The following is a 26,543-nucleotide window of genomic DNA, read 5'->3' on the forward strand; positions in this document are numbered from 1 at the left end:
CAAACAGTGGCTTTGCGCCAATGGAATTAGAAAACCGCTGGAAGAGCTCGCTATAAAAAAGATGAATACAAAGAGCCCGCAAAATAGATTAGGCGCAAGACGAAATCATTTTACGAGATGAGGCAGAATATATTGCATATCCACCTCGCAATAAACAAACATATTTTCTCAGGAATGGATCTATATAGAATAAATTCCTTATCATAGTCTCAAAATAGAATCCCGCCCCAATTGAGGAAACCGCAGCGGCAAAAGACAACGCTGCTCACTTCCTGGAATGAGGGCGAAACAAAGATACAGAATTGCGCCGACAAGAAACAAAACACTATCAAATCACACGCAATGGCAAGGCGTCAACAAAATCAGCTTGCCACAACAAAAAAGCAACACAAATTTACCTGAAAAATAAGGCTCGGATTTGCGCGCCCCAACAAGGAGCAGCGGACGCACCAGCAACGCACCGATTTGCACCAGTTTGTAGCAGCCAGAAAACAGCTCCAGGTCCCGCCATGGCATTGTGGCGACAATGCGCACAGACGGCACACGTGCCTTTGCACCCCAAAAAAAGCTCCTGTAAACGAAGCAGTGAGCGCTGTGGAGGTAAAATAGCGCCCGGATGCCCTCACGCGGCACCACACACTCTCCGCTAGATACGGAGCCCTGCATTTTTCGGATATTCACCATGCTGCGACTCAACGAAGTAAAACTCCCCCTTGAACACGACGAAGCGGCCCTGCCCGCCGCCATCCTGGCGCGCCTGGGCATAGCCGCCGCCGATTTGCTCAGCTTTACCGTCTTCAAACGCAGCTATGACGCGCGCAAGCGCAGCGCCGTGGTGTTGATTTACTCGCTGCACGTCGAAGTCAGGAACGAGGCCGCCGTGCTGGCGCGCCTGCAGCACGACGTGCACCTGATGCCCGCGCCCGACACCGACTACAAATTCGTCGCCGGCGGCGAACAGCTGGCCGGCCACACCAATGAACCGCGCCCCATCGTCATCGGCACGGGCCCCTGCGGCCTGTTTGTGGCGCTGATCCTGGCGCAGATGGGCTTGCGCCCCCTCATCCTGGAGCGGGGCAAGCAGGTGCGCGAACGCACGGTCGACACCTTCGGTTTCTGGCGCAAGCGCGAACTGAACCCGGAATCGAACGTGCAGTTCGGCGAAGGCGGCGCCGGCACCTTTTCCGACGGCAAGCTGTACAGCCAGATCAAGGACCCCAAGCACTACGGCCGCAAGGTCTTGACGGAATTCGTGAAGGCGGGCGCGCCTGAAGAAATCATGTACGTGAGCAAACCGCACATCGGCACCTTCCGCCTGGTCAAGATGGTGGAAGAAATGCGCGCCAATATCGAACGGCTGGGCGGCGAATACCGCTTCAGCAGCAAAGTGGTCGATCTCGACATCGTGCCGGGTGCCGATGGCGGCCAGGTGCGTGGCGTGATGCTGGACAATGGCGAAACCATCGCCAGCAACCACGTCGTGCTGGCCATCGGCCACAGCGCGCGCGACACCTTCGAGATGCTGCACCGCCGCGGCGTGTACATCGAAGCGAAACCGTTTTCGATCGGCTTCCGCGTGGAACACCCGCAATCCCTGATCGACAGCTGCCGCTTCGGCCCCAGCGCGGGCCACCCGATCCTGGGTGCGGCCGACTACAAGCTCGTGCACCACGCCAGCAATGGCCGTTCCGTCTACAGCTTCTGCATGTGCCCGGGCGGCACCGTGGTGGCGGCCGCTTCCGAACCGGGTCGCCTGGTGACGAACGGCATGAGCCAGTATTCGCGCAACGAGCGCAACGCCAACAGCGCCATCGTGGTCGGCATCACGCCGGCCGACTATCCGGGCGACCCGCTGGCCGGCATCGCCCTGCAACGCGAACTGGAAGAGCGCGCGTTTGCCCTGGGAGGCGGCAACTACGATGCGCCAGGGCAATTGGTCGGCGACTTCGTCGCAGGCCGCGCCTCGACCGAATTTGGCAGCGTGGTGCCATCGTACAAGCCGGCCGTACACTTGACGGACCTGGCCCCTTCGCTGCCCGAATACGCGATCACGGCCCTGCGCGAAGCGTTTCCGGCGTTCAACAAACAGATCAAGGGCTATTACAAGGCCGACGCCGTGCTGACGGGCGTGGAAACGCGCACCTCTTCGCCGATCCGCATCAAGCGCCGCGACGACGACCTGCAAAGCCTGAATACACGGGGACTGTTCCCTGCGGGCGAAGGCGCCGGCTATGCGGGCGGCATCCTGTCGGCGGCCGTCGATGGCATCAAGGTGGCTGAAGCGGTGGCCCTGTCGATGGCGGCGCGCGGCTAAGCACGCTGTCCCCGCCCTGCAGCGTGACGAAAAAAAACCGGCACCATGTGCCGGTTTTTTTTACGCCTGCGCGCTGTTTAAAACTTGTACGAGGCATTCAGGTAGCCAGTGCGGCCGCGCGGATCGTAGTAGCGGTCGTCATAGCCGAATTGCTGGCCGCGGTTCGCGCCGGACGTCGATGGCACGAATGGCGGGCTCTTGTCGGTCAGGTTCAGCACGCCTGCGGTGAGGACCCAGCTCTTGCTGGGCGTCCATACCGTTTGCCAGTCAAGCGTCGAATAGAAGCCCACTTTCATGCGGATCTTTTCCTGGCCCGTCACTGCGCCCGAAGCGTCAAGCACGTCGACCGACGTTTCCTGGTCCTTGTAGCCGGACAGGAAGTTGACCGTCAGCGAATTGGCCCAGTTGCCCGTTTTCAGGGTATTCGTCCACTGGCCGCGCGTGCGGAAAGTCACCGTGCCCAGATCGGCGAAGTTGCCCAGTGCCGAATAATATTGGCCATCGCGTTCCAGCTGCACATCCTCGCGCAGCATCTGCGTCGCGTTCAGCTGCGACGTGAACAGGCCGATGCCGGAGCGGTAACGGGCGCTGACGTCGATATCGACACCGGTGGCAAACGATTTACCGAGGTTCTGGTTATCCGCCAGGAAGGCCAGGTAGGTCGTCCCCGTGCCCACGTCCTTGTTGACGCCCCAGGATTTCGGGAAGTTGGCCGGATTGGCGAATACCAGCTGTTCCGTCAGCTGGCCGAAGGAATCGCGGATCTGCACATGCCACAGGTCGGCGCCCAGGGTGATGGCGCTGATCGGCTCGTAACGGAAACCGATGGTCGCCTGTTTCGATTTCTCGGGCTGCAAGTCGCGGTTGCCGCCGGCCAGCTGATCGTACTGGCGATTGCCTGGCTGGCATTGTGCATTCAGACGCGTGGCGATGGCTTGCAAGGCTGGCGAGCACGTGTACTTGTCGCTGGTGACACCATAGCCGCGCTGCAAGGCATTCACTTGCGGCACGGTCGGCGCATGGAAGCCATTACCGACCGAACCGCGGATCAGCAAGGTGGGCGCCGGTGTCCACTTGAAGCTGGCCTTGGCCGTGGTGGCGCCGCCGAAGTCCGAGAAGTCATCGAAACGCAAGGCCGCGCCCAGTTCCAGTTCTTTCAGCACAGGTGCGATAACTTCGCCAAAGATGCCCTTCGAGGTGCGGCTTGCGCTGTATGGCTGGCTGCTGGCCGCGTCGCCGAAACGCTGGTCGCATTCCAGGCCCGTCGTACCGCCGCACAAGGTGCCTTTTACGGGATCGGCCAGGATGCCTTGCGCAAACGGGCTCGGCTTGGCCGAGAATTCCTCGCGGTTGATGTTGGCGCCCACGCCCAACATCATGGCGCCGCCAGCCAAACGCCGCACTTCCGTCGACCCATTCAAATTGATGGTTTGCAAACGCGAGGTGCCGCCATCCCAGTAACCGGAGAAAGTGGCGCTTTTGATGGCTTCCTGCGCCGCAGTGGACTGCTTGCCCGGGCCGACGAAGGGATCGAGCAAGCCGCTTGACGTGAGATTATTGACGGCGATGGCACCAGGATAGCCGGAAATACTGCCTTTTACGCGGCTTTCCGAGAAGTTGTACGAGGCGTTGTAATCCCAGCCGGCAGCGACGCCGCGCGTACCGACCACCACGCTGGCGAAGTCAGCCGTATCCTTCGAGGTACGCTGGCCCATGTCGAACAGCCGGTAAAAAGCCGTGCTGTCGCCAGTAATACCGATTGGCAATAAATACTTGTCATGCAGGGGCGTACCTGCATCCACGGCAATGGCGCCAGGGACGGGCGCGATACGCGAGGTTTGCTTGGTGCGCGACAGCAGCACGTCCGCAAACACTTCGTGGCCGGCAATCTTGAACGTGCCCGAGGCCATGAAGTTGTCACGCTTGCGTTCCGGATAGATTTCCAGATCCTTGGTGAAATCGTAGCCACAGTAGTCATCGACCAGGCCGCTGCCATCGTTATACGGTTCGATCACGCGGAACGTCTTCTCGGGACAGGATCCGTTGCTCTTCTGGAAAGGACTGATCAACTGGCCATTGTCATCGGTGGCATTGGCCGGAATCGGGCTGGCGGAGAATTGCTGCTTCTGATAACGCTTGCCGTTGGCCGAGAATTGCACCTTGCCCGTGCTGGCGAACTTGCGGTCGACGGAAGCGAGCTTGTCGCGCTCGTCGTGGCCAAAGGTCAGCACCACATTGTAGCCATCGTCTTCCAGGTTGCCAAAGCCCTTGGTGGCGCTGATGCGTTTCTCGCGCGCACCGTTTTTTGGTGCGGAGTAGCCGATGGACACATCGCCTTCAGTCGTGTCGTGCTTGGTAATGAAGTTGACCACGCCGGCAATGGCGTCGGCGCCGTACAGCGCGGAGGCGCCGTCGGTCAGCAGTTCGACGCGCTGAATGGCTGAAATGGGAATCGAATTCAAATCGAAACCGGCGGCAAAACCGGTCAGCGTCTGGCCGCCGAACTGGGCCAGGCGTTTACCGTTCAGCAAGACGAGCGTACGCGTCTCACCCACGTTATGCACGGAAATGCCGGAGAAACCAAAGGTGCTGCCGCCCACCGAGGAACTTTCGCTGGTGGCGCCCTGGGCGGAAGAGAGTTTCTTGACCAGATCGGTGACCGAAGTGGCGCCCGAAGTGCGGATGGCTTCAGCGGTAAGGACGGTGACTGGCAAGGCGCCTTCGGCGGCGATGCGCTTGATCGACGAGCCCGTGACTTCCACGCGCTGGATCTGCGTATCGGCAGCCTGTGCATCTTGTGCAATCGCGGACTGCGAAACAACGGACATGGCGGCAGCTACACCACCGGCGCAGACGATGCGAACGGCACGAGAGATGACGGTTTCTTTAAGCATGGTGAACCCTTTTTCATTTGTACGGTTATATATGACTCCGGATTTTCGACCCGGATTGCACTCGTTCATCTAAAGGAAACGCCTCGCACGGCACTGCGATCGAGTGCCGCGAATTTCGCTGGGACAGTTGTACAGAGCGACTCCAGACGACTAAAAGTCAACTAGACAACTACATAGAATCACAGCAACAATATGAGTGTCAACAGAACTCAGCATGCGTATGGCGTACATACAACATGTGAAAAGCAGGGATGAAAAGGGATAGGCGGTCTTTCCCGGGAGCCCGGGAAGCCGCGCGGCGTCAGCCGGCCAGCGGCAGCCTGATCTGTATATGACAGCCGGGAGTGCTGTCGATGGCGCACACCTGGCCGCCCAGCTGCTGCACGATCGTATAGACGATGTGCATGCCCAGGCCGGAGCCGCCCTGGCCACGCTTGGTGGTGAAAAACGGTTCGAACATATGCTCGCGCACGGCCGGCGCCAGGCCGATGCCGTCGTCGGAAAAATCCAGCAGCAGCCAGCGCGCAGCCGCGTCAGTGTCATCCGCCTCGATGCGCGCGCGTATCGTGATGCGCCCCGGCCCGCCCTGCGGATAGCCATGGCGGGCGCTATTCATCAGCAGGTTCGAAAGGATTTGCGACAGCTTGCCGGCCGCCAGGCGCACCTGGCAATCGGGGGCGATATCGAGTTCCACGCCGAGCGCAGCCTTGCGCAGTTCCGGACTGTGCGCCGATACCAGGCCGTGCACATAGTCGTGCAGGGCCAGGTCGGCCACGTATTCGCTGACCTGGTCCACTGCCAGCTGCTTGAAATTGCCGATCAGGTCGGCAGCGCGCGCCAGGTTGCGCTCGACCAGGGCGGCCGCGCCTTTCAAGGATTCGGCAATGTCGATCAGTTCGGCGCGGCTGACCTTGGCGCCGCCCAGCAGCTGCACCAGCTGGTCGGCATAGCTGCCCATGCTCGATGCCGCCGTCAGCGCCACGCCGATGGGCGTGTTGACTTCATGCGAGACACCGGCCACCAGCGAACCGAGCGCCGCCATCTGTTCCTGCTCGATCAGGTTCGCTTGCGCCGCCAGCAGCGACTCGGTGCGCACGCGCACGATTTCTTCCAGCTGCTGGGTGCGCTCCTGGTGCTGCAGCTCGGCCGCGCCGCGCGCCGAGAAGATCGACAGCAGCAGCAGCGCCAGCAAGCGCTTGTTTTCATCGATGGGCCGCGTGTCGATGGCCGACAGGATGCCCAGGGTCTTGCCATCGGTATCGATCAGCGGCATGCCGACATAGCTTTCCGCCCGCATGTCGACGAGGAGGCTATCGAATGGAAAGCGACGCTGGATGTCGCTGCCATGAAAACACATGCTCTGGCAAGTCACGTCCTGGCAAGGCGTGTGCTGCAGGCTGTATTCGATATTCGGCTGGTAGCCGTCGCCACCCCACAGGGCGAGGGTGCGGATGCCTTCGCTGCCGTCGTCCAGGCGCACCAGCCGCCCGGCGATCACATAGCGCACGTCGAGCGCTTCGGCCAGGTCCTTGACGAGGATGCGCAGGAAGTCGTCGCCACGGGCATGCGCCGTCGAGGCGGTAATCGAGCGCAGCGCCGCTTCCGCCAGGGTGCGCCGCTGCTCGGCATCGAACAGGGGTTCTTGCGAATTCACATCAAACAACGGAATACTCATGAATGCTCCTGCGCAGCACCGGAAGCGCAGGCACACTTGCCGGCGCGGCGACTCTCAGCCATGGCCCGCCCCAGCGGACCTGCCGCGATTGTACCCCTGGCTATTGTTTAATAATACAGATACACAGGAATTTTTTATAGCCAGCCGGAACGCTTGAACAAGTAATACATATAACCGCAGACACAGCTCATCACTGCCACGGCGGCCGGGTAGCCATAATGCCAATCCAGCTCCGGCATGAACTTGAAGTTCATGCCCCAGATGCCGGCAAACGCCGTGAACACGGCGAAAATAGCGGCCCAGGCCGCCAATTGCTTGTTCACTTCGCTCTCGTCGATGGCCACCATCGACAGATTCACCTGAATCGCCGTGCTGATCGTGTCGCGGATGGTGTCGAGCGTGCCGTTGATGCGCGCCAGATGGTCATGCACGTCACGGAAATACTCCTGGGTATCGTGGCACAGCGGCGGCACGCGGCCACCGTGCAGCTTGCCCACCGCTTCCATCAGGGGCGCCACCACGTGGCGCAAGACCATGACCTTGCGCTTCAATTGATACAGGCGTTCGATATTGTCGCGCTCGGTGCCACGGTCGAAGATGCGGTCCTCGATCAATTCCAGTTCCGATTCCAGCGCGTCGAGCACGGGAAAGTAACGGTCGACGACGGCGTCCATCAGCGCATACAGCACAAAGGCCGAGCCCTGACGCAGCAAGTGCGGTTCACGCTCGGCGCGCGCACGGACGCCAAGGAACCCTTGCGAGCTGTTGCTGCGCGACGAAAGCACGTAATTGGCGCCCACGAAAATGTCGACTTCGCCCAACACCAGTTCGTTCTCGACCATTTCCACGGTTTTCACGACGGCAAACAGGGAATCGCCATATTCCTCGATCTTCGGGCGCTGGTGACCCCTTTGCGCGTCTTCCACCGCCAGTTCATGCAGGCAAAACTCGTGCTGCATCTGTTTCAGCTCGTCCGGCGTAGCGTCGAGCAGGGCTACCCAGACGAAGCAATCGGGGCGCTCGACGTAGTCGCTGATATCGTCGATCGGCAAGTCGGCCAGTTTTTTGCCATCCTGGTAGGCCACGCAGTTTATGAGCATGCTATTCCACAGTTCAAGTTAACACCGGACGAAACAGTCCGGCAGGCGCCAGCTTACCTTATCGCCTGCTGTGGGTGTTGTGGCGTGCAAGGAACACCGCAAGAAAAAGCGGACGGGGGAGCCCCCGTCCGGCAAGACATCAATCGTCCTTGGCGCCGTCGATGCCCAGTTCGGATATCTTGCGGGTGATGGTGTTGCGGCCGATGCCCAGGCGCACGGCGGCATCGTTCTTGCGCCCGTGCGTATGCTTGAGCGCCGTCTTGATCAGGGCCGACTCGAACTGGCGTCCCAGCACGGCCATGACTTCCTGTTGCCCTGCCCCCAGCATGCCGGCCGCCTGCAATTCCAGTAAACCAATCCAGCCCGGCGGCGCGCCGTTGGCGGGTGCGGCCGCCTCGAAGACCTGGCCGCCATGCGGATGAGCCACGGCCGCCGGCGCAGCTTCGCCCGCCGCCGCGGTGGCCGCGCCATCGCCCTGCCCCTGCGTCAATTCCAGCGGCAAGTCCTTGATTTCCACCGTCTGGCCCGGCGCCATGACGGTGATCCAGTTGCACAGGTTTTCCAGCTGGCGCACATTGCCTGGCAAATCGAGGCTGCTGAGGAACTGCATCGTCGGCTCGCTCATGCGCTTGGCTTCCACGCCCAGCTGGCGCGCGCTTTGCACCAGGAAGTGGCGCACCAGGATGGGGATATCCTCGCGCCGCTCCCTCAAACTGGGCAGGCGCAGGCGGATCACGTTCAGGCGGTGATACAAGTCTTCGCGGAACAGGCCGTCGCGCACGCGCTGCTCGAGATTCTGGTGCGTGGCGGTAATGACGCGCACGTTCGCCTTCATGGGCTGATGCCCGCCGACGCGGTAGAAATGGCCGTCGGACAGCACGCGCAGCAAGCGCGTCTGCAGGTCGAACGGCATGTCGCCGATTTCATCGAGGAACAAAGTGCCGTTCTCGGCTTGCTCGAAGCGGCCCCGGCGCGTCGTTTGCGCGCCCGTAAATGCGCCCCGTTCGTGGCCGAACAGTTCGGACTCCAGCAAATCCTTCGGGATCGCCGCCGTGTTGAGGGCAATGAAAGGCTGCGCCGCGCGCGGGCTGTGCTTGTGCAGCGCGCGCGCCACGAGTTCCTTGCCGGAACCGGATTCGCCCGTGATCAGCACGGTCACATTCGATTGCGACAGGCGGCCGATGGCGCGGAAGACTTCCTGCATGGCTGGCGCCTGGCCGAGGATTTCCGGCGTTTCGGACGGGCCCGACTCGACGCTGGTCTCGCGCAGGCTTTCTTCCAGCGCGCGGCGGATCAGCTCGACAGCCTTGTCGATGTCGAAGGGCTTGGCCAGGTATTCGAAGGCGCCGCCCTGGAAGGCTGCGACGGCCGAATCGAGGTCGGAAAAGGCCGTGATGATGATGACCGGCAAGCCGGGAAAACGCGACTTGACCGTCTGCAGCAATTCCAGGCCGGATGCGCCCGGCATGCGGATATCGGACACGAGCACTTGCGGCGTGTCAAATTCCAGTGCGGCGATGGCGTCGCGCGCATTGGCAAAACTCTTGGTGGCGAGATTTTCCCGCGCCAGGGCTTTTTCCAGCACCCAGCGGATTGATTCGTCGTCGTCAACTATCCAGATTGGCTTCATTAGTGTGTACGTCCCGCAATGGATTTCATGGGTGGGATACCTCCTCGCTTATGGCAAGGGTAGAACGATCCTGAAATCGGTGTATCCAGGCCGGCTTTCGCACTCGATCACGCCCAGGTGCTGTTGCACGAAGGTTTGCGCCAAGGTCAGTCCCAACCCGCTGCCGCCTTCCCTGCCCGACACCAGCGGGTAGAAAATCCGGTCGCGGATCTGGGGTGCGATGCCCGGTCCATTGTCAATGATATGCAAGTCTAATGCCAGGCCGTAACGGACCTTGGCCAAGGTCACCTGGCGCGCCACGCGCGTCTTGAAAATCAGCTCCGCATCGCCCGCCTCGATGCGCTCGGCCAGGGCTTGCGCCGCGTTGTGCGCGATGTTGAGCACGGTTTGTATCAATTGTTCCTTGTCGCCGCGAAACTCGGGGATCGAGGCATCGTAATCGCGCGAAATAGTCAAGCCACTGGGAAATTCGGCCAGGATCAGGCTGCGCACGCGCTCGCACACTTCGTGGATATTCACGTCGCCCACGATATGCGGGCGGCGGTGCGGCGCCAGCAGGCGGTCGACCAGGGTTTGCAGGCGGTCCGCTTCCTTGATGATGACTTGCGTGTATTCGCGCAGCTCGCTCAGGTGCAGGGCCGGCAATTCCAGCTCCAGCAGCTGGGCCGCGCCGCGGATGCCTCCCAGCGGGTTCTTGATTTCATGCGCCAGGTTACGGATCAGCTCCTTGTTGACCTGGCTCTGGTCGAGGATGCGCTCCTCGCGGTCGAGCTTTAGCTGCTGCACGTTTTCGCGCAACTCGATCAGCACGCCGTCGCGCGGCGCGTCGAGCGCGCTGATGATGCTGTGCACGCGCAGCGGTTCGCGCCCCAGGCGTTCCAGGCTCAGGTCCTGCCGCAAGTCGGAAAATTTATGTTCGAGCGCCTGCGCGCAAATACCGGACAGCTCGTCGGGATTGAGGAACAGCGCCGTCAGCTTTTGCCGCGACAGGGCTTTCAATGAGCTTTCCAGCAGGTTTTCCGCCGCCGCGTTGGCATAGCTGATGCGGCCGTCGCCATCGATCAGGATCACGGCTGAAGCGAGCAAATCAAGGCCGGCCAGGTGGGCGGGACGGCTGGAATGGTTGTCTGGTGTCATGTGCTTTACCGAATATTCGCGATCTCGCGTTTCAGGGCCTCGACGTTCTGCTGTGTTCGGCTAATGTTGTCCTTCAATTGCGCCACCCGTTCCTGGTATTTCGCATAGTTGCGCTCATTGCCCTGGCGCTCGGGCTGGCCGGCGTTGAACTCCAGGCGCTGTGCCGCCAGTTTCTGCTCTTCGCTGCGCAATTCGTCCTGCAGGATCTGGCGCCGGTCCAGGTCGCGCGCGCGCTGCTCGGCGCCATCGACCTTGGGAAACGCGCCGGCGGCAGGCGCCGCGGTGGCCGCCGCCTGCATGGCGGGCCGGGCAGGCGCGCCGGCCAGCGGCGCCGTCTTGCGTGGCGGCTCCGTCATGGCGCCCGGTAAATCGAGCAGCTGGCAATGCGCGCCAGCCCGCTTGTCCGTGTACGTCTTGTGTCCTTGCGCATCGGCGCACACATACAGCTGCCCGTGCGCCTGTGCCGCCGCGCCCAGCAATCCTGCCATCAGCGCCATTCTGTAATGCTTGGTCAATCTTCACTCCTGTCGGCACATGCCGCATCGTTCCTGGGCCGACTATACAACACCGCACGATCACCGCCTTGGCGTACTGCATAAAAAAAACGCGGGCAAGACCATCGCCTCACCCGCGTTTTTTATTCACTACCGGCACATTGCCGGCGTGGCGCCATTACAGCGAGTAGTACATGTCGAACTCGGCAGGATGCGTGGTCATGCGCATGCGCTGTACGTCCTGCATTTTCAGTTCCAGGTAAGCGTCGATCATCGAATCGCTGAACACGCCGCCACGGGTCAGGAACTCGCGGTCCTTGTCCAGTGCGTCCAGAGCTTCTTCCAGCGAAGCGCACACGGTCGGGATCAGTGCGTCTTCTTCCGGCGGCAGATGGTACAGATCTTTCGAGGCGGCTTCGCCTGGATGGATCTTGTTGGCAACGCCGTCCAGGCCAGCCATCAGCAGTGCGGCGAAGCACAGGTACGGGTTCGCCAGTGGGTCCGGGAAGCGCGCTTCGACGCGGCGGCCTTTTGGATTGGCCACGTGCGGGATGCGGATCGAGGCGGAACGGTTTTTCGCCGAGTACGCCAGTTTCACTGGGGCTTCGTAGCCTGGTACCAGACGCTTGTACGAGTTGGTGCCCGGATTCGTGATCGCGTTCAGTGCCTTGGCATGCTTGATGATGCCGCCGATGTAGTACAGGGCGAAATCGGACAGGCCGGCATAGCCGTCGCCAGCGAACAGGTTTTTGCCATCTTTCCATACGGATTGATGCACGTGCATGCCCGAACCGTTGTCGCCAACGATAGGTTTCGGCATGAAGGTGGCGGTCTTGCCATAGCTGTGCGCCACGTTCCACACCACGTATTTCAGGTTTTGCGTCCAGTCGGCGCGCTCGACCAGGGTCGAGAACTTGGTGCCGATTTCATTCTGGCCGGCGCCGGCCACTTCGTGATGATGTACCTCAACCGGGATGCCCAAGGACTCAAGGATCAGGCACATTTCCGAACGCATGTCCTGGAAGCTGTCCACTGGTGGCACCGGGAAGTAACCGCCCTTGACGGTAGGACGGTGGCCGCTGTTGCCGCCTTCGATGTCCTTGCCGGTCGACCACGAACCTTCGTCCGAACCGATCTTGACGAAGCAGCCCGACATGTCGATCTTCCAGCGCACGCTGTCGAAGATGAAGAATTCCGGCTCAGGGCCGAAGTAGGCGGTGTCGCCCATGCCCGACGATTTCAGGTAGGCTTCGGCGCGTTTCGCGATCGAGCGCGGGTCGCGGTCATAGCCCTTGCCGTCCGACGGTTCGATCACGTCGCACTGCATGAACAAGGTCGTTTCTTCCATGAACGGGTCGATATTGGCCGTGTTTGGATCCGGCAGCAAGATCATGTCGGACGCTTCAATGCCTTTCCAGCCAGCGATCGAAGAACCGTCAAAGGCGTGGCCCGACTCGAATTTGTCCATGTCGAAGTGCGACACGGGAACCGTCACGTGCTGCTCTTTACCACGGGTATCAGCAAAGCGGAAATCAACGAATTTGACTTCGTTTTCTTCTACCATCTTCAAGACTTCTGCGGCTGTCATTGCCATGCGTATCTCCTAAATGAATGTGGGGTGAGCCGACCTTAGTGCGTCTGGGCTGATGAAGCGAAGCAAACATTGCGTGCCACCAAAACTCATAAGGATCATAGCAGATTCCATGCCAGCTCCAGGAGCCCCCTGGGGCCGGCCACAAAATTACTGCCATCCCAGTGAAAGTTTCATGCCCGCGATTTTCCTGCTGCGTTTGCGTCAAATCAAGAATGCACTATGCAAGTGCAAAAAACGAATAACGCACCATTATCGTGCATTTTGTATGAATTTCTGGAAAATGCCTCGTTGTGGTGCAAAGACTGTGCGCCATGGTTTCCCGTTTGCGGGGCGCGGACGGCGCACTATAATCGTACACACCTGCCCACTTTCATCGAGGACGCCATGACTACCGCCGCCGACATCCTGACCACCGCCCGCAGCCGGGCCAATGAAGGCACGCCCTATGCCGGCGCCGTCACGCCGCAGGAAGCGTACGACCTGCTGCAAGGCGACGCTGCCGCCAAGCTCATCGATGTGCGCACGAATGCCGAGCGCGACTGGGTCGGCCGGGTCGACATCGCCGATACCCAGCATGGTGCGGTGCAGTGGGCCACCTACCCGGGTGGCGTACCGAATCCCGATTTCCTCGCGCAACTGGCCGCCCAGGCCGGCAAGGATGAGGTGCTGCTGTTCCTGTGCCGCTCCGGCGTGCGTTCGCGCCATGCCGCCAAGCTGGCGACGGAGCACGGCTACATGAACTGCTTCGACATCCTCGAAGGTTTTGAGGGCGACAAGGACGCCGATGGCCACCGCAAGCAGATCGGCGGCTGGTGCAAGGCGGGGTTGCCGTGGCTGGGCGCCTGACACTGGCCGCTTGATGCTGACCGCTTGATTATCTGAACAGTGTTTGATCTGGCGGGCCACCATGCGGTCCGCCATCGGCTACAACCATCCATGCGCGCCGATTTTTCAAGAGCGGCGCCGATTCTCCTTGCGAACATGTACCTTATATAGTACAACGTAGAGGTGCGTCATGGATGCTTCCGGCTTGCGGCAGATTACCCTGCTGTTCTATGCGAACGGCAATGGCGGCGAACCCGTGCGCGACTGGCTCAAATCCTTACCCATCGAAGAGCGTCATGTGATCGGGCAAGACTTGATGCATGCGCAATGGCGCTGGCCCGTGGGCATGCCCCTGTGCCGCCACTTGGGGCACGGTGTGTCGGAAGTGCGCAGCAGCTTGCCCGGCAACCCCGGCAACCGTTTCGCGCGCGTGCTGATCTGCCATCACGGCGATTGCCTGGTGGCGCTGCACGGCTTTATCAAGAAAACCCGCGCCACGCCGGACGACGATCTGGCGCTGGCTCGCAAACGCCACAAGGAACTGACATGAACGCCACCGCTCCCCACCTCGGCAGCAGTCTCGACGACTTCCTCAAGGAAGAAGGCATCTTTGAGCAAACGCAAACCCGTGCCATCAAGGAAGTGATCGCCTGGCAACTGACGCAGGCCATGCAGGAACAATCGCTGTCGAAGACGCGCATGGCGGCCCTGCTGCAGACGAGCCGTTCGCAACTCGACCGCCTGCTCGACCCCAGCAGCGACGTGACGCTCTCCACCCTGGAGCGGGCCGCCGCGCTGGTCGGGCGCAAGCTGTCGATCACCCTCGTTTAAGCGGGTTCAACGTTCAGGCCGGCTCTCCCGCCTCCGCGACTGGATGCTCGCCCATCAGCGTCAGGATGCGCTTGCGCACGAAATTGATGTGGCTGCGCAAGCCATACAGGCCATCTGCAAACGACAGGGGAATCGAGATCTGATTGACCATTTCCTCGATCTGGTCCAGCCGTTGCAATTGCGCCGCATAGACTTGCGCACGCTGCGCTTCCGGCACGTCTTCCAGCGCCTGCTCCACCGTGCGCAGCTGGCCGTACCAGCGGTACACGCGCGAGCGTATGCGCCACACGTACAGGGGCGGCACCACGCGCGACAGGGGCAGGATCAAGGCGCCCAGCGCCACCACCAGCACCCACATGCGGTCAAAGAAATTGGCCAGCCAGAAACTCATGTAGCGCTGCAGCACAGGCGCGCCATCCTTGTAGAATTTCAGCGCTTCCGGTGCCACGGGAATCTCCGTGTAGCGCGCGGATGGGAACTGTCCCTGCTGCTGAAACCAGCCCGTGCCGCCATGGATGCCGGCCGCCGCCTGCACGAACAGGTCGACCAGGGCAGGATGCAAGTCTTCGCGCGCGACCAGGGTGGCCGTTGGCGCGATCAAATGATAATCCTGCGCGGGAATGTTCTGCCCCAGGTCGACGATGCCTCGCGGCAAGACGACGTGCGTAAGGAAAGGCAGGCGCCGCGTGTACGCTTCCGCCTGTGAAAAGTCAAACAGCTTGATGCCCGGCGTTTGCAGCAGCATCTGGATCAGCGGCGCTTCCGGCGCCGAGCTGAACACGAGACCGTCGATGCGCCCTTCCAGCAGCTCCACCGTGGCAGGCGTGTTCTGCAAGTCGCTCACCGTCAAGTCCTTGGCTTCGACGCCATTTACGGACAGCAATTGCCGGAACAGGCCGGGCACGCCCGTGCCTTCCGGCCCCAGGTTGATCTTCATGCCCTTCAGTTGCGTCAGCTCCGTCACGGCCTTGTCTTCGCGCAAGAACAGCCAGACGGGTTCCGTAAACAGGCTGCCCAGGGAAATGAGGCCGTGGCGCTCGGCATCGTCATGTTCCGTCGAGCCACTTTGCACGAAGGCGATATCGGTCTTGCCCGCGTTCAAACGCTGCAGGTTTTCCTGCGAACCCAGCGACGGTTGCAAGGTCACCTTGATGCCGTGCTTGGCCAGGGTGGCCGCATATTTCTTGCCGAACTCTTCATACGCGCTATTGTCCTGCCCCGTCGACAGGCTCACTTGGCGTGGCGGCGCGGGGTCGACCAGCCAGTAAGCGAGCGCGCAAAACGCGCCGACCAGCAGCAAGGTGGGACCGGCGGTGGCGAGGAAGTCGCGCACGGAAAAGCGGCTGAACGCGAGGATTTTGGACATGTGGTGGCGCATAGGTTTCATGGGTGGCTACGATGCCAAGAAAAGCCCAACTATGCAAGGCACTTTCACATGCGCGGCGCGGCCAATTCCGCTACAGTTCTGGATCGCCCACCTGCCTATGGAGTCCCGCATGCTGAAAATTCTTGGAAAAGCCGCTTCGATCAATGTCCGTAAAGTCCTGTGGACGTGCGAGGAACTCGACCTGCCGTATGAACGCGAAGACTGGGGCAGCGGCTTTCGCAGCACGGACGACCCGGCCTTTCTCGCCTTGAACCCGAACGCCATGGTACCCGTGCTACTCGATGGCGACCTGGTGCTGTGGGAATCAAACACGATTTGCCGCTACCTGTGCGCCCAGGCGGGCCGCGACGACTTGCTGCCGAGTAATCCGCGTGCCCGCGCGGAAGTGGAAAAATGGATGGACTGGCAAATGGGTGATTTGAACAACAGCTGGCGCTACGCCTTCATGTCGCTGGTGCGCCACAGCCCGGCCCACCAGGATGCGGCGCAACTGGCGGCCGGTATTGCCGGATGGAACAAGATGATGGGCGTGCTGGAACAGCAGCTGCAGCGCACGGGCGCCTTCGTCTGCGGCGAAGCGTTTACCCTGGCCGATATCGTGCTGGGCCTGTCCGTCAAGCGCTGGCTGATGGCGCCCATGCAGCACCCCGACTATCCGGCCATCGCCGCGTATCACGCGCGCCTGGAAGGTAAAACGGCCGTATTTGCCGGCTAATCGAGTTCGATTGCCTCGACCGTGCCGCCGATGACATAGCAATCGCCATCGCGGCGCACTTCCTCAAGGGTCGCCGGGTCGTCGTGCGCATACGTGCCGTCGATATCGACGCACCAGACATCGCCGAAACGCAGCAACTTCACGCCGCAGCAGATGCGGTTGATGAAGTTGCCCGGCGTCCTGACCAGTACTTCCTGCACTTCTCCCACCGTGATGGCGACTTTGCGCCAGACATTGCCTTCCAACCCATGATTTCTTGCGTACAAGACGATGCGCACGGCCTGCACGCCTTGGGGCTGGTACATCTGTTCCATCGACACCAGTGATCCATCGTCAAAGCGGTGGTATTGCTGAAAAATCTGCTGCGTCTTGTCCAATTCCACTCCCCAAAAAAAACGCCGGCCTTGCAGGCCGGCGTTCACACAAGCCAGATACTTTTAATTCGTGCACTGCTTGGCCACGCCTTCGGCCGGCGCGGGCGCCTCGATCAGCGGCATCAAACTCGGCGCCAGGGACACCAGCAGTTGCACGGGCAAGGCGCTGGTGAAGTCATAGTTCTTCGATTCCGGTCCGCGCACATACGCCGTCATGCTGCCATAGAAGCGCTCACCGATATTGAACACAAATGTCGCCGAGCGGTTCACATAGCGCGACTCGATCAGACGGCCACCGGCGCCGTACACGTCGAAGCGCTGGTCGCCCGTACCCGTCTTGCCGCCCATGGGGATCGGCACGCCATCGGCGCCGACAAACGCCGTCTTCGCCCGTTTCGCCGTACCGTCCGACACCACTTCGCGGATGGCCTTGGCCACTGCCTTGGCCACGTCCGGCGACAGCACTTGCTCAGCTTCCACCTTGCTGCCACGCTTGACCATGGTGTCGTATGGCGTATTGGCGGCGAAGTGCATGGAATCGATGCGCACGCTCGGTTTACGCACGCCATCGTTGATGATGATGCCCATCAACTCGGCCAGTGCGGCGGGACGGTCGGCCGATGCGCCCAGGGTCGTCGCGTACGACGGCACGAGCGAGTCGAATGGATAGCCCATCTTCTTCCACTGGCGGTGGATTTCCAGGAACCCTTCCACTTCCAGCAAGTTGGCGATGCGGCGATCCTGCGCATGCTTGCGGTGCGTATTGAACAGCCATTTATAGACTTCCTGGCGTTCCTTCTCGCTGGCCGCCACCATCTGCGACAGGGTGGAACCTTCGTGCTGGCGCAGATACGCCACCATCCACAGTTCCAGCGGATGCACATTGGCCAGGTAGCCACGGTCGGCCAGCGACCAGTTTTCCATCGCGTACTGCTGGTACATCTTGGCGACGCGTTCGGGCGGTACTTCGTTTTGCGACGTCAAGTTGGCATTGAGGAAATCGCCGAATTCCGCCACGGTCCCCTTCGGATTCACGGTGCGGAAGATATTGGCCAGGCGCACGGGGGTCGGGCGGATACTGGCCAACAAAATCTTTTCCTGCTCGTCGACGCTCTTGCCGCGGTACTTCTGGTAGAAGCGGTGCAGGAATTCGCGCCCTTCCTTGTCGGCAAAACGGCTCAGGTACTGGGCCCGGCGTGGATCGTCCGCGTCCGCCAGCAGGGATGCGGACGAATCGGGACGCGAAAACATGTAATAGCGGGCCACGTCGCGCATCAGGCGCACGAACACCAGGTTGGTCGACTGGCGCAGCGCCTGCTGCACCGTCATGATGCGACTGTCATCGAGCTTGGAGAAGTTGCCGAAATGGTGCAAGCCGCCGCCCGTGAAGAAGCCTTCGCCCGGGTTGCCCGAATATTTGCGTTCCATGGCGGCCGCCAGCATGGCCGGCAGGTTGCGCACCTCGCCAAGTGCCAACGGTTTCAGATAGGCAATCGCCCACTGCGACAGCATGTCCTTGGGATCGACAGCGATCTTATTCAGCTCGGCGGCGCCCATGCCGCTGTAGCGCTGGTGCAACTGGTCGATGATGTCCATATACGTCACGAGGGTGCGCAGCTTGGCCGTGGAACCGAGGTCCAGCTTGGCGCCTTCGTTGATGTCGAGCGGCTGGTCGTAGTTATCCGTCTGCACGCGCAGCAAGTTGGCTTGATCGCCCTTTTGCAGCAGGGTAAAGCTGTAGACCACGTTGGCCGGGTCGCCATTGCCCAGCATGCCCTTGCCCGTCAGGCCGGCCGCTTTCGCCACCTCCGGATCGCGCAACTCGCGCAAGACCTTGGTGACGGCGTTTTGCGCCTGCGCGTCGAGCGTGCTGACCACTTTCAGGTCGAGGCGGTCGAGGTTGTACAAGCGCGGGTCGCCCAGCATGCTGGCCAGGTGATTGCGCACGGCATTCGAGGCCTTGCGCGTGACAAACGAGGTCGATGCTTCCGATTGCACGCCGGACGCCGTCGACGGACGCAGCTTCTCGGCGATGGCCGCATTGCGCAGCTGCGGCGAAATCACGCCCGCTTGCGCCAGCAGGCGCAGATGGCTGTTGGTCAATTCTTCCAGGTCGGCGCCGCCGGCCACCAGGTAATGCGATGGACGGCGCTGCGCGATCAAGAGGCTCAGCGCCTGCTTGTAAGCCAGCGCGCTGCCCGGCTGGTCCATATTACCCTTGAGCAAAGTCTTCACTTCGGCAAATGGCCTGCCATACCAGACCCACATGCCGTCGCCAATGCCGTTGACTTCGCCAAAACCGCTCTTTGCCGACAGCGGCACGGTATTGAGGTAATTGACGACGATCTTGCGCCGCGCTTCCATGGTGTTTTCGCCATCCTGGTACGAGCGCAGGCTGGCCGAAATCATCTGCAGCAACTTGTCCTGCATGGAACTGGTGCGGCCGTCTTCCGAATGCCGGTATTTTTCAATTTGGGTAGCCAGAGTGCTGCCGCCGCCACTGCGGTGGCCGCCGAACAGGTTCAGCGCCTTGTCGAGGACAGCCTTGCTCAGGCGGTCCCATTCCACGGCGGGATTGCGCTCGGGCGTGCCCGGGTCGAGCAATTCGCGGTTTTCGATGAACAGCAGGCTTTGCACGAGCGCGGGCGGCGCTTCGGCAAAGCCGTCGAACATGCGCTCGGGATAGCTGGCCGCGAACAGGGGCGCGGCGCGGCAATCGAGGATAGTCAGTCCGGCGCGGTTTTTCTCGTGATACGTGGCAAAGATGCCCCGGTCGACCAGTTGCACCATTTTCGGCGACATGCGCGCCTGCGCCGTCACTTCATAGTCGCGCGCATTGAGCTTGCTAATAAAATCCGGCAGGCTGGCATAGCCGAGCCGCTCGTCATAGGGGCCGTGCTGGGGATAGCGGATGGCGCCCGCCGGTGCCGGGCCAGGCTCGACCTTGAACGCCAGCTGGCGGTCCAGGCGCGTGAAAAACTCCGCCTGCAGGGCCGAGGTGCGCACTTCGCGCATGACGAACCACGCCGCGCCGGCGATCAGCGCCAGCACGATGATGGCAAAGATGGGCCAGATGCGCGAACGGCGCTTCTTCGGCGGGCGCGCCGGCGGCGGTGCCTCGGCGCCCGTGTCGGAGAGTGGATCAGAGGGGGGCCGCTCTTGCGCGGCCAGATTGACGCCTGTGTCTTTCATGGGATGCTGGGGTAAGGTTGGGTTTGGACGGCGCGGGAAATGCGGTAGCGATACCGCTCCGCGCGGGATAAGACCAGGGCCGGCCAGGGCCGGTCACGACAAAGCTTGCTTAACATGATGTCCATACCGGTGAATCAAAAAAACACGCTACTGCACAGGCAGGCAACCCCGCGTTTGACACGCCAGGCTCCTGTTCACCATTCCACCACATCGGCATGGGAACGACTGACGAGCGCACACAAAAATCTTGCTTCATTGAAGATTTTCGCAAAAAAACAACGTCTTGGAATGTACGCTTGCGTACATAGATGCAAGGCGGGCTGAACGCCGGCGAAAAAGCCGCCGGCGCCGGGCTGGCTGCATATCAGATGGTGGTGTATTCCGCTTGCAAGGTATCGAGCGCGGCGCACATCTGCGCGAAGGCGGCCTCTGCCTGCGCGGGCTCGCCCTTGACGCCCAGTTCGATATGCCGGCGCGTCTGCGCATCGCCCACGCTGGGCAGGCTGAACACCTTAATCAGCGGAAACTCTGTTTCCAGGCGCACCATCAGCGGCGTCAGCAGGGATTCGGCCGTTTCATACACGAGCAAGGCGTGTTCCGCATGCGGCACCTGGTTGAACAGGTGCGCATAATGCGTGTCGAGCACCCATTCGATCATGGGCCAGGACATGACGGGAAAGCCTGGCACGAAATAATGTTCGCGTACGGCAAAGCCGGCAATCTTGTTGTACGGATTCGGAATCAGCTCGGCGCCTTCGACAAATTCCGCCATTTTCAGGCGGTGCAGGTTTTCCGGCGAGTTCAAATCGGCCGGCACGCCCGCCTCTAGGCCCATTTCCGTGATGCGCTGCTGGATATTGACCTTGCCCTGCGGATGCAGCACCAGCGGCAAGCCCAGCGCATCGGCGGCCGCCTGGCGCGTATGGTCATCCGGCGTGGCGCCGATGCCGCCAAAGCTGAAGACGATGTCGCCGCTGGCAAAGCTGCGCTTGAGCAAGGCGACCAGGCGGGCCGGCTCGTCGCCCACGTATTCCGCCCAGCTCAGCTGCAAGCCCCGTGCCTTGAGCATGCTCACTACTTTCGGGAAATGCTGGTCCGTGCGCTTGCCCGACAGGATTTCGTCGCCGATGATGATCAATCCGATAGCCATGAAGCTCCCTCGTAGAATTCGATAAAAATACTCAGGCGTCCGCCGGCGCCACGTCGGTCATGCCGCGTACGCCCCGCAAACGCGACAGTGCTTCCAGGCAGTAATACTGGAACCACAGGCCCGTGAAGATAAAGATCAGCACATACAGCCAGATGGCGAACGCCGCCAGGAAGGGGAAGAACACCACCGACATCACGCCGCCCATCCACAGCATGCCCGGCACGGCGCCGGCCGCGCCGGACACCATGCCGATGGCCAGCAGGGGCCAGCGCTGCGTGCGCATGATGGCGTGGCGTTCGTCCGCGCTGGCGTAGTCGGCCATGGCGTCATACGCCATCACGCGGTAGGTCAGCCAGCCCCACAGCACGGCTTGTCCCGCCAGCGCGGCCGGCGGAAACGCGTACAGGGGCAGCATGATCACCCAGGCGATGATGAACAGCAAAAAGGTGGCCAGGGACGTCCCCACGCTGCCCAGCAGGCTGCCGCCATGTTTCTTTTCCAGCTCAGGAAAGTGCCGACCGCCGATATGGCGGCCAATGGCCGGCATGGCGAACAGGCCCATGAAGATCAGCGCCGTCAGGATCATCAGCGGCAGCAGCATGAACATGGCGATCAGCGGCACGATCACGGCCTTCAGCACGCCCAGGCCAAAGGTGGACAGCACCTGCCCGCTGGTGCGGAAGAAATCGTACTGCGTAAACAGCGCATGCAGGCTGTCGATCAGCGGCTGCAAGCCCACATACAGCAGTCCGCCCCACAGCACCAGCGACAGGATGAACGGCGCCACGCTCAGCAGCAATATCCTGCCGTGCAATTGCGACAGGAAAGCACGGCCATACGAATTCAACACATTACGCATCAACGGCGTCCTTTTCGTTTAATTCTTGCAAATTCCACCATGCGGCGCAGGCCCAGCCATTGCTGCTGCCAGAAGCCGTGGCCATAGCTGCGCCCCGGCCGGCCCATGCCCTTGCTATCGATACGGGCCAGCTGGTCGCGCACGCCCGTGCGCGCATAGCCGGCCGAGAAATTCGCGGTGCCCAGCAGCATATCCCAAATCGGCAAGACCACGCCGAAGTTGCAACCGCCCATGCTGCCCTTGCCTTTCGACTCGTGCCCCACGCCGATGGCATGGTGCGTGCGGTGAAAACGGGGCGAGATCAGCAGCCGCTCGCCGATGCGGCCGAAGTGTATCCTCACATTTGCATGCTGCAAGCTTTGCAGAATGCGCGAAATCGACACCAGCAGCACATACTGGCCCGGCGGCACGCCGATACCGAGCGCCACCAGGGCCATCACCACGTCGCGCAGGAAATCATCGAGCAGGTGATTGCGGTCATCGCTCCACAAGTTCATGTTTTGCTGGCTGTGATGCAGGCTGTGCAAGCCCCACCACCAGCCGAAATGGTGCGAGGCCCGGTGGTAGCAATAGTCGACGAAGTCCAGTATCACAAAATAAATGATAAAACTGAGCAAGGGACTGATGCCGGGCAACAGCGATTCCAGGTTCAGGGGATGAATATTGTCGAAACGCAAGGCGCCCGCCAATGCATCCATCAGCGGATCGAGCGTGAAGAAGACCACGACAGAAAACAGGCCGATGCGGTGCAGCACGGTGTAGATAAAATCGTTCCAGCGGGCGCGCGGGTCGGTGATCTTTTGCGCGGGAATCAAGGCTTCAAGCGGGCGCAGCACGAGAAACAGCAGCACCAGTTCGCACAGGCCGATCAGCAGCCACTCCGTGCCCTCGAACGCTTCTTCCGTGAATTCGCCAAAGCCCAGTTGATACACGAGGGGGTTCACGATGGTCTGGAACAGCCAGCCTTGCGCCACGCCAAAGGCGTCGACGACGGCGTCGATGACGGGAGTGACGTGGCCGAGGATGTCGGCGGCGATCATGGCTGGCCCTTCTTCTGCGCGTAGGCAGGATGCTCGCGCAGGGTGGCAAAGCAGAACCCTTTGTCTTGCAAGCCGGAAATCAAGGCGTCCAGGTTGGCGGGCGCCCACGCATCCTTGCGCGACCAGATGCCCATATGCGAAATGAAAATATCGCCGCTGCGCAAGTTCGCCAGCGCTTTTTTCAGCAACATGGCGTTCGGATACTTGTCGCTGGGCAGCTCATCGCCGGAATACCCCGCCGGCGCCCAGCCCGCATGCTGGTAGCCGCAGGCGCTGCCGGCCGCCAGGGTGCGCGGCGACGTGTAGCCGCCCGGCGCACGCCAGAATGGGTCGAGCTTGTGCCCGGTCAGTTCCTGGAAGCGCGTATCGACGCGGCGCAATTCCTCGCAGAACTGTTTATCCGTGAACGACGCCAGCTTGCCGCCATCCTTGCCAAACTGAGGCTTGACCTGGATCAAGCCGTTGGCCAGATCCTTCTTCCAGTACACATGGTCAAACGTATGCGTGCCGAACGCATGGCCTTCAGCGACTCGAGCTTTCCAGTACGGCGCCCACGAGGCATCGAGCGAATAATCGCCGCGCGTGGTCTTTTCATTGGCGAGGAAGAAAGTTGCCTTCACATGGCGTTGATTCAGCACGTCGGCGATCAGTTGCGCTTGCGACTGGCTGCCCGTGTCGAAGGTCATGTAGATGGTGCCCTTGCAGGCGGCAGGGGCAACAGGTGCGGCGGCCTGCGCGGGCGACAGCATGGCGCTGGCGCACAACAGCATGACGGGCACGTGGCACGCGGGAATCAGACGTTTCATCAGCACACCCGCCATCACATGCGCGGCGAGTGGGTGGCGAAATACACGCCATGGGGCGAGCGGCCCACCGGTATGGTCTTGATGACCTTGCGCGTCGTCAGGTCGATCACGGCCACTTTCTTGATCCAGCGCAGGGTCACCCACATGGTCTTGCCATCGGGCGTGATTTCCATGCAGTCCGGGCCGCCCGGCACATTGATGGTGCCCACGTTTTCCAGGGTTTTCTGGTCGATGATGTTGATCGTGTTCGACACGCGGTTCGAGACGAACGTCATGCGGTTGTCCCCCAGCGCGCGGAAATTATGCGTGCCGGCGCCCGCCTTGATGCGCTTGACGGTCTTTTGCGTGCGCCAGTCGATCACTTCCACATAATCGCTGCCCATGATGCCGACCAGCAAATGCTTGCCATCGGGCGTCATGGTGATGCCGGCTGGCGCCGGACCGACGGGCATGGTCCATTTCACGGTTTGCGTGGCCAGGTCGATGGCGCTGACCTGGTTGCTGCCCTGCTGCGTGATGAAAGCCATGGTGCTGTCGGCCGTAAACGCCATGTGGCTGGGCAACTTCGGCAGCGGGATGCGCTTGGCCAGGGTCAGGTTCTTGCCGTCGTAGCGATACAGGTCGATGCGGTCCAGGCGCAGCGAATTCGAAATGAACCACTTCTGGTCCGGCGAAAAGCCGATCTGGTAAGGATCGAGGATATTGCTGATGCGGCGCTGGATCTGGCCCGAGACAGGGTCGAGGAAAATCAGCTCGTTGCCGACGGAACTGGCGACGATCAGCGACTTGCCGTCCGGCGTTTCCATCAGATGGTGCGGTTCCTTGCCGACAGCAAAGGTAGACAGGGGAGCATAGGTTTTCTGGTCCAGCAGTTGCACCGTAGCATCACGGGAATTGAGCACCACCACCACTTCGGCTTGCGCCGTCGATATTGCGGAAACCAGGCACAGCGAGGAAAAAACAAGGCGGCATAGACTGCGGAACATGGAAGAAATCACTGTTAAATACAAAACATGCATTTTACGTGGAACACTGTATTTATTGTGTTAAATCCCCCCTTAAATGCGACCGGCAGCCACACATCGTCGTAATTTCTGGTTTTTCCCTGCGCCGGGCCTGGAATGGCGCTTTGCAACTCATTGCTCTACAATCTGAAGCTTTCATCGCCTACACAAGGATTATCATGACCACCACCACTACCGCTTCCGGCCTGCAATACATCGATACCACCGTTGGCGAAGGCGCTGAAGCGCAAGCCGGCAACAATGTTGTCGTGCATTACACGGGCTGGCTGCAAAACGACGACGGCAGCGCCGGCGCGAAATTTGACTCGAGCAAGGACCGCAACGATCCATTCGAATTCCCGCTGGGCGCCGGCCGCGTCATTCAAGGCTGGGACGAAGGCGTGCAAGGCATGAAAGTGGGCGGCAAGCGCCAGCTGATCATCCCTGCAGCACTGGGCTATGGCGCACGCGGCGCCGGCGGCGTGATTCCACCGAACGCCACCCTGATTTTCGACGTTGAACTGCTGGGCGTATAAGAACAGACTGCGCAGCGCGCAAGCGACTGTACCAGACGCCGCCCCTGTTCACGCAGCGGCGGCGTTTTTGTTTTGAGTGTGTCCTCTAATGCACGGCGCGCTTTTTTCACTATGATGTCACGCACTGCAGCACGCACGGTGGCCACTCCGCCGGGCCTGCCGCACTTTTCCAGCGATTCCATCAGCACACAGGAGCCATCATGAGTTTACAAGAGCAATTCGAACAAGCGCAGCTCGATTCCAAGACCCTGTCCGAGCGTCCGGACAATATGACCTTGTTGAAAATCTATGCCTTGTTCAAGCAAGCCTCGAGCGGCGACGCCACGGGCGAGCGTCCTGGCATGACCGACTTCGTCAACCGCGCCAAGTTCGACGCCTGGGCGGCCCTGGCCGGCACCTCGAAGGAAGAGGCGCAACAGCAATACATCGACCTGATCGAAGACTTGAAGGACTGATCCCCCCTGCCCCGGCACTTGCCGGGGCAGTATAATTTCTGCATGACACCATCACCGATTTCCCGGGTTTCGCTGGCCCATGCCGCCGACCTGCCCCGTTTGTTCGACGTCTGGCACCTGTCCGTACGCGCCACCCACGATTTTCTCGCCGATAGCGATATCGCCTTCCTGACGCCCTTCGTCCGCGATGAGCTGGCCAGGGTGACGGCAGCAAGCCTGCTGCACGTGCTGCGCGCCGATGACGGCGTCGCTCATGCCTTCCTGTGCGTCGAGCACGCCAAGATCGAGATGCTGTTCGTCCATCCGGATCACCGGGGCAGCGGCGCCGGCCGCCCCCTGGTCCGTCACGCCATCGCGGCCCTGGGCGCCACGGCCGTCGACGTCAACGAACACAATACGCAGGCATACGGTTTTTACCACCACTTGGGCTTTATCGTGGAAAACCGCTCGGAATGCGACCCATTCGGCAAGCCTTTTCCCATTTTGCACCTGAAACTGGCCGAAAGGGCCTAAAAACTCACCAAAAACCAC

24 protein-coding genes are annotated in these 26,543 nt (G+C 61.1%); 8 read left to right on the forward strand and 16 right to left on the reverse strand.

Features of this window, described 5'->3' with window-relative positions; genetic code table 11:
* Window positions 1-333: 333 nt before the first annotated feature.
* On the reverse strand, window positions 334-684 hold the full coding sequence (locus O3297_RS22130) for a hypothetical protein (RefSeq protein WP_151092914.1): 351 nt from the start codon (window positions 682-684) through the stop codon (window positions 334-336).
* On the opposite strand from O3297_RS22130, the gene O3297_RS22135 reads away from it, so the two are divergent.
* Window positions 683-2,314 (forward strand): NAD(P)/FAD-dependent oxidoreductase, encoded by a 1,632-nt coding sequence (locus tag O3297_RS22135; RefSeq protein WP_305050141.1) that lies wholly within the window; start codon window positions 683-685, stop codon window positions 2,312-2,314. The two genes, O3297_RS22130 and O3297_RS22135, sit on opposite strands and share 2 nt — an antisense overlap.
* 77 nt (window positions 2,315-2,391) lie before the next feature.
* On the opposite strand, the gene O3297_RS22140 is transcribed toward O3297_RS22135, so the two are convergent.
* The 7 genes from O3297_RS22140 to glnA all read right to left on the reverse strand — a co-directional run bounded on the left by O3297_RS22140 (window position 2,392) and on the right by glnA (window position 12,838).
* Window positions 2,392-5,208, reverse strand: a complete 2,817-nt coding sequence (locus O3297_RS22140; protein WP_254672132.1) for a TonB-dependent siderophore receptor — start codon at window positions 5,206-5,208, stop codon at window positions 2,392-2,394.
* A 301-nt stretch (window positions 5,209-5,509) separates the two neighbouring features.
* Complete coding sequence (locus O3297_RS22145) at window positions 5,510-6,883, reverse strand: GAF domain-containing sensor histidine kinase (protein WP_305050143.1); 1,374 nt, start codon at window positions 6,881-6,883, stop codon at window positions 5,510-5,512.
* Between the two features lie 134 nt (window positions 6,884-7,017).
* Window positions 7,018-7,983, reverse strand: a complete 966-nt coding sequence (gene corA / locus O3297_RS22150) for a magnesium/cobalt transporter CorA (RefSeq protein WP_034760218.1) — start codon at window positions 7,981-7,983, stop codon at window positions 7,018-7,020.
* A gap of 139 nt (window positions 7,984-8,122) precedes the next feature.
* Window positions 8,123-9,613 (reverse strand): nitrogen regulation protein NR(I), encoded by a 1,491-nt coding sequence (ntrC, locus tag O3297_RS22155; protein ID WP_034782485.1) that lies wholly within the window; start codon window positions 9,611-9,613, stop codon window positions 8,123-8,125.
* 48 nt (window positions 9,614-9,661) lie between these two features.
* On the reverse strand, window positions 9,662-10,750 hold the full coding sequence (glnL, locus tag O3297_RS22160) for a nitrogen regulation protein NR(II) (RefSeq protein WP_305050146.1): 1,089 nt from the start codon (window positions 10,748-10,750) through the stop codon (window positions 9,662-9,664).
* A gap of 5 nt (window positions 10,751-10,755) precedes the next feature.
* On the reverse strand, window positions 10,756-11,238 hold the full coding sequence (locus O3297_RS22165; RefSeq protein WP_052140138.1) for a DUF4124 domain-containing protein: 483 nt from the start codon (window positions 11,236-11,238) through the stop codon (window positions 10,756-10,758).
* Window positions 11,239-11,422: 184 nt separating this feature from the next.
* Window positions 11,423-12,838 (reverse strand): type I glutamate--ammonia ligase, encoded by a 1,416-nt coding sequence (gene glnA / locus O3297_RS22170; RefSeq protein ID WP_029496182.1) that lies wholly within the window; start codon window positions 12,836-12,838, stop codon window positions 11,423-11,425.
* A 384-nt stretch (window positions 12,839-13,222) separates the two neighbouring features.
* Between glnA and O3297_RS22175 the strand changes: the two genes are divergently transcribed.
* The 3 genes from O3297_RS22175 to O3297_RS22185 all read left to right on the forward strand — a co-directional run bounded on the left by O3297_RS22175 (window position 13,223) and on the right by O3297_RS22185 (window position 14,494).
* Window positions 13,223-13,684, forward strand: coding sequence for a rhodanese-like domain-containing protein (locus O3297_RS22175; RefSeq protein WP_092611821.1), 462 nt, complete (start codon window positions 13,223-13,225; stop codon window positions 13,682-13,684).
* Between the two features lie 169 nt (window positions 13,685-13,853).
* The gene (locus O3297_RS22180) at window positions 13,854-14,213 is read left to right on the forward strand and encodes a type II toxin-antitoxin system RelE/ParE family toxin (protein WP_305050147.1); all 360 of its coding nucleotides are present in this window, start codon (window positions 13,854-13,856) and stop codon (window positions 14,211-14,213) included.
* Window positions 14,210-14,494, forward strand: a complete 285-nt coding sequence (locus tag O3297_RS22185) for an XRE family transcriptional regulator (RefSeq protein WP_077400232.1) — start codon at window positions 14,210-14,212, stop codon at window positions 14,492-14,494. Before O3297_RS22180 ends, O3297_RS22185 begins: the two co-directional genes overlap by 4 nt.
* A 13-nt stretch (window positions 14,495-14,507) precedes the next feature.
* On the opposite strand, the gene O3297_RS22190 is transcribed toward O3297_RS22185, so the two are convergent.
* Entirely contained in the window at window positions 14,508-15,860 is a 1,353-nt protein-coding gene (locus O3297_RS22190) for a TAXI family TRAP transporter solute-binding subunit (RefSeq protein WP_305050150.1), read from the reverse strand.
* Between the two features lie 130 nt (window positions 15,861-15,990).
* On the opposite strand from O3297_RS22190, the gene O3297_RS22195 reads away from it, so the two are divergent.
* Entirely contained in the window at window positions 15,991-16,596 is a 606-nt protein-coding gene (locus O3297_RS22195; RefSeq protein ID WP_092611824.1) for a glutathione S-transferase family protein, read from the forward strand.
* Here the strand turns inward: O3297_RS22195 and O3297_RS22200 are convergent.
* From O3297_RS22200 to O3297_RS22230, 7 genes are all read right to left on the reverse strand, one after another.
* Entirely contained in the window at window positions 16,593-16,973 is a 381-nt protein-coding gene (locus O3297_RS22200) for a hypothetical protein (RefSeq protein WP_305050151.1), read from the reverse strand. The two genes, O3297_RS22195 and O3297_RS22200, sit on opposite strands and share 4 nt — an antisense overlap.
* 60 nt (window positions 16,974-17,033) lie before the next feature.
* Window positions 17,034-20,162, reverse strand: coding sequence for a transglycosylase domain-containing protein (locus O3297_RS22205; protein ID WP_305050152.1), 3,129 nt, complete (start codon window positions 20,160-20,162; stop codon window positions 17,034-17,036).
* 364 nt (window positions 20,163-20,526) lie between these two features.
* Window positions 20,527-21,312 (reverse strand): molybdopterin-binding protein, encoded by a 786-nt coding sequence (locus O3297_RS22210; RefSeq protein ID WP_176374799.1) that lies wholly within the window; start codon window positions 21,310-21,312, stop codon window positions 20,527-20,529.
* Between the two features lie 31 nt (window positions 21,313-21,343).
* A complete protein-coding gene (locus tag O3297_RS22215; protein ID WP_305050154.1) occupies window positions 21,344-22,171 on the reverse strand; it encodes an EI24 domain-containing protein in 828 nt (275 codons plus the stop codon).
* On the reverse strand, window positions 22,171-23,211 hold the full coding sequence (locus tag O3297_RS22220) for a sterol desaturase family protein (protein ID WP_305050155.1): 1,041 nt from the start codon (window positions 23,209-23,211) through the stop codon (window positions 22,171-22,173). Before O3297_RS22220 ends, O3297_RS22215 begins: the two co-directional genes overlap by 1 nt.
* Complete coding sequence (locus O3297_RS22225; protein WP_305050156.1) at window positions 23,208-24,017, reverse strand: polysaccharide deacetylase family protein; 810 nt, start codon at window positions 24,015-24,017, stop codon at window positions 23,208-23,210. Before O3297_RS22225 ends, O3297_RS22220 begins: the two co-directional genes overlap by 4 nt.
* A 14-nt stretch (window positions 24,018-24,031) precedes the next feature.
* Entirely contained in the window at window positions 24,032-25,003 is a 972-nt protein-coding gene (locus O3297_RS22230) for a cytochrome D1 domain-containing protein (protein ID WP_070260058.1), read from the reverse strand.
* A gap of 197 nt (window positions 25,004-25,200) precedes the next feature.
* Between O3297_RS22230 and O3297_RS22235 the strand changes: the two genes are divergently transcribed.
* The 3 genes from O3297_RS22235 (at window position 25,201) to O3297_RS22245 (ending at window position 26,525) form a co-directional block, all read left to right on the forward strand.
* Entirely contained in the window at window positions 25,201-25,557 is a 357-nt protein-coding gene (locus O3297_RS22235; protein ID WP_034782471.1) for an FKBP-type peptidyl-prolyl cis-trans isomerase, read from the forward strand.
* Window positions 25,558-25,757: 200 nt separating this feature from the next.
* Entirely contained in the window at window positions 25,758-26,012 is a 255-nt protein-coding gene (locus O3297_RS22240; RefSeq protein ID WP_034782468.1) for an acyl-CoA-binding protein, read from the forward strand.
* A 42-nt stretch (window positions 26,013-26,054) separates the two neighbouring features.
* Window positions 26,055-26,525, forward strand: coding sequence for a GNAT family N-acetyltransferase (locus O3297_RS22245; protein ID WP_305050158.1), 471 nt, complete (start codon window positions 26,055-26,057; stop codon window positions 26,523-26,525).
* Window positions 26,526-26,543: the final 18 nt, after the last annotated feature.

The organism is Janthinobacterium sp. SUN128, assembly GCF_030587275.1.
Classification (GTDB): domain Bacteria; phylum Pseudomonadota; class Gammaproteobacteria; order Burkholderiales; family Burkholderiaceae_D; genus Janthinobacterium; species Janthinobacterium lividum.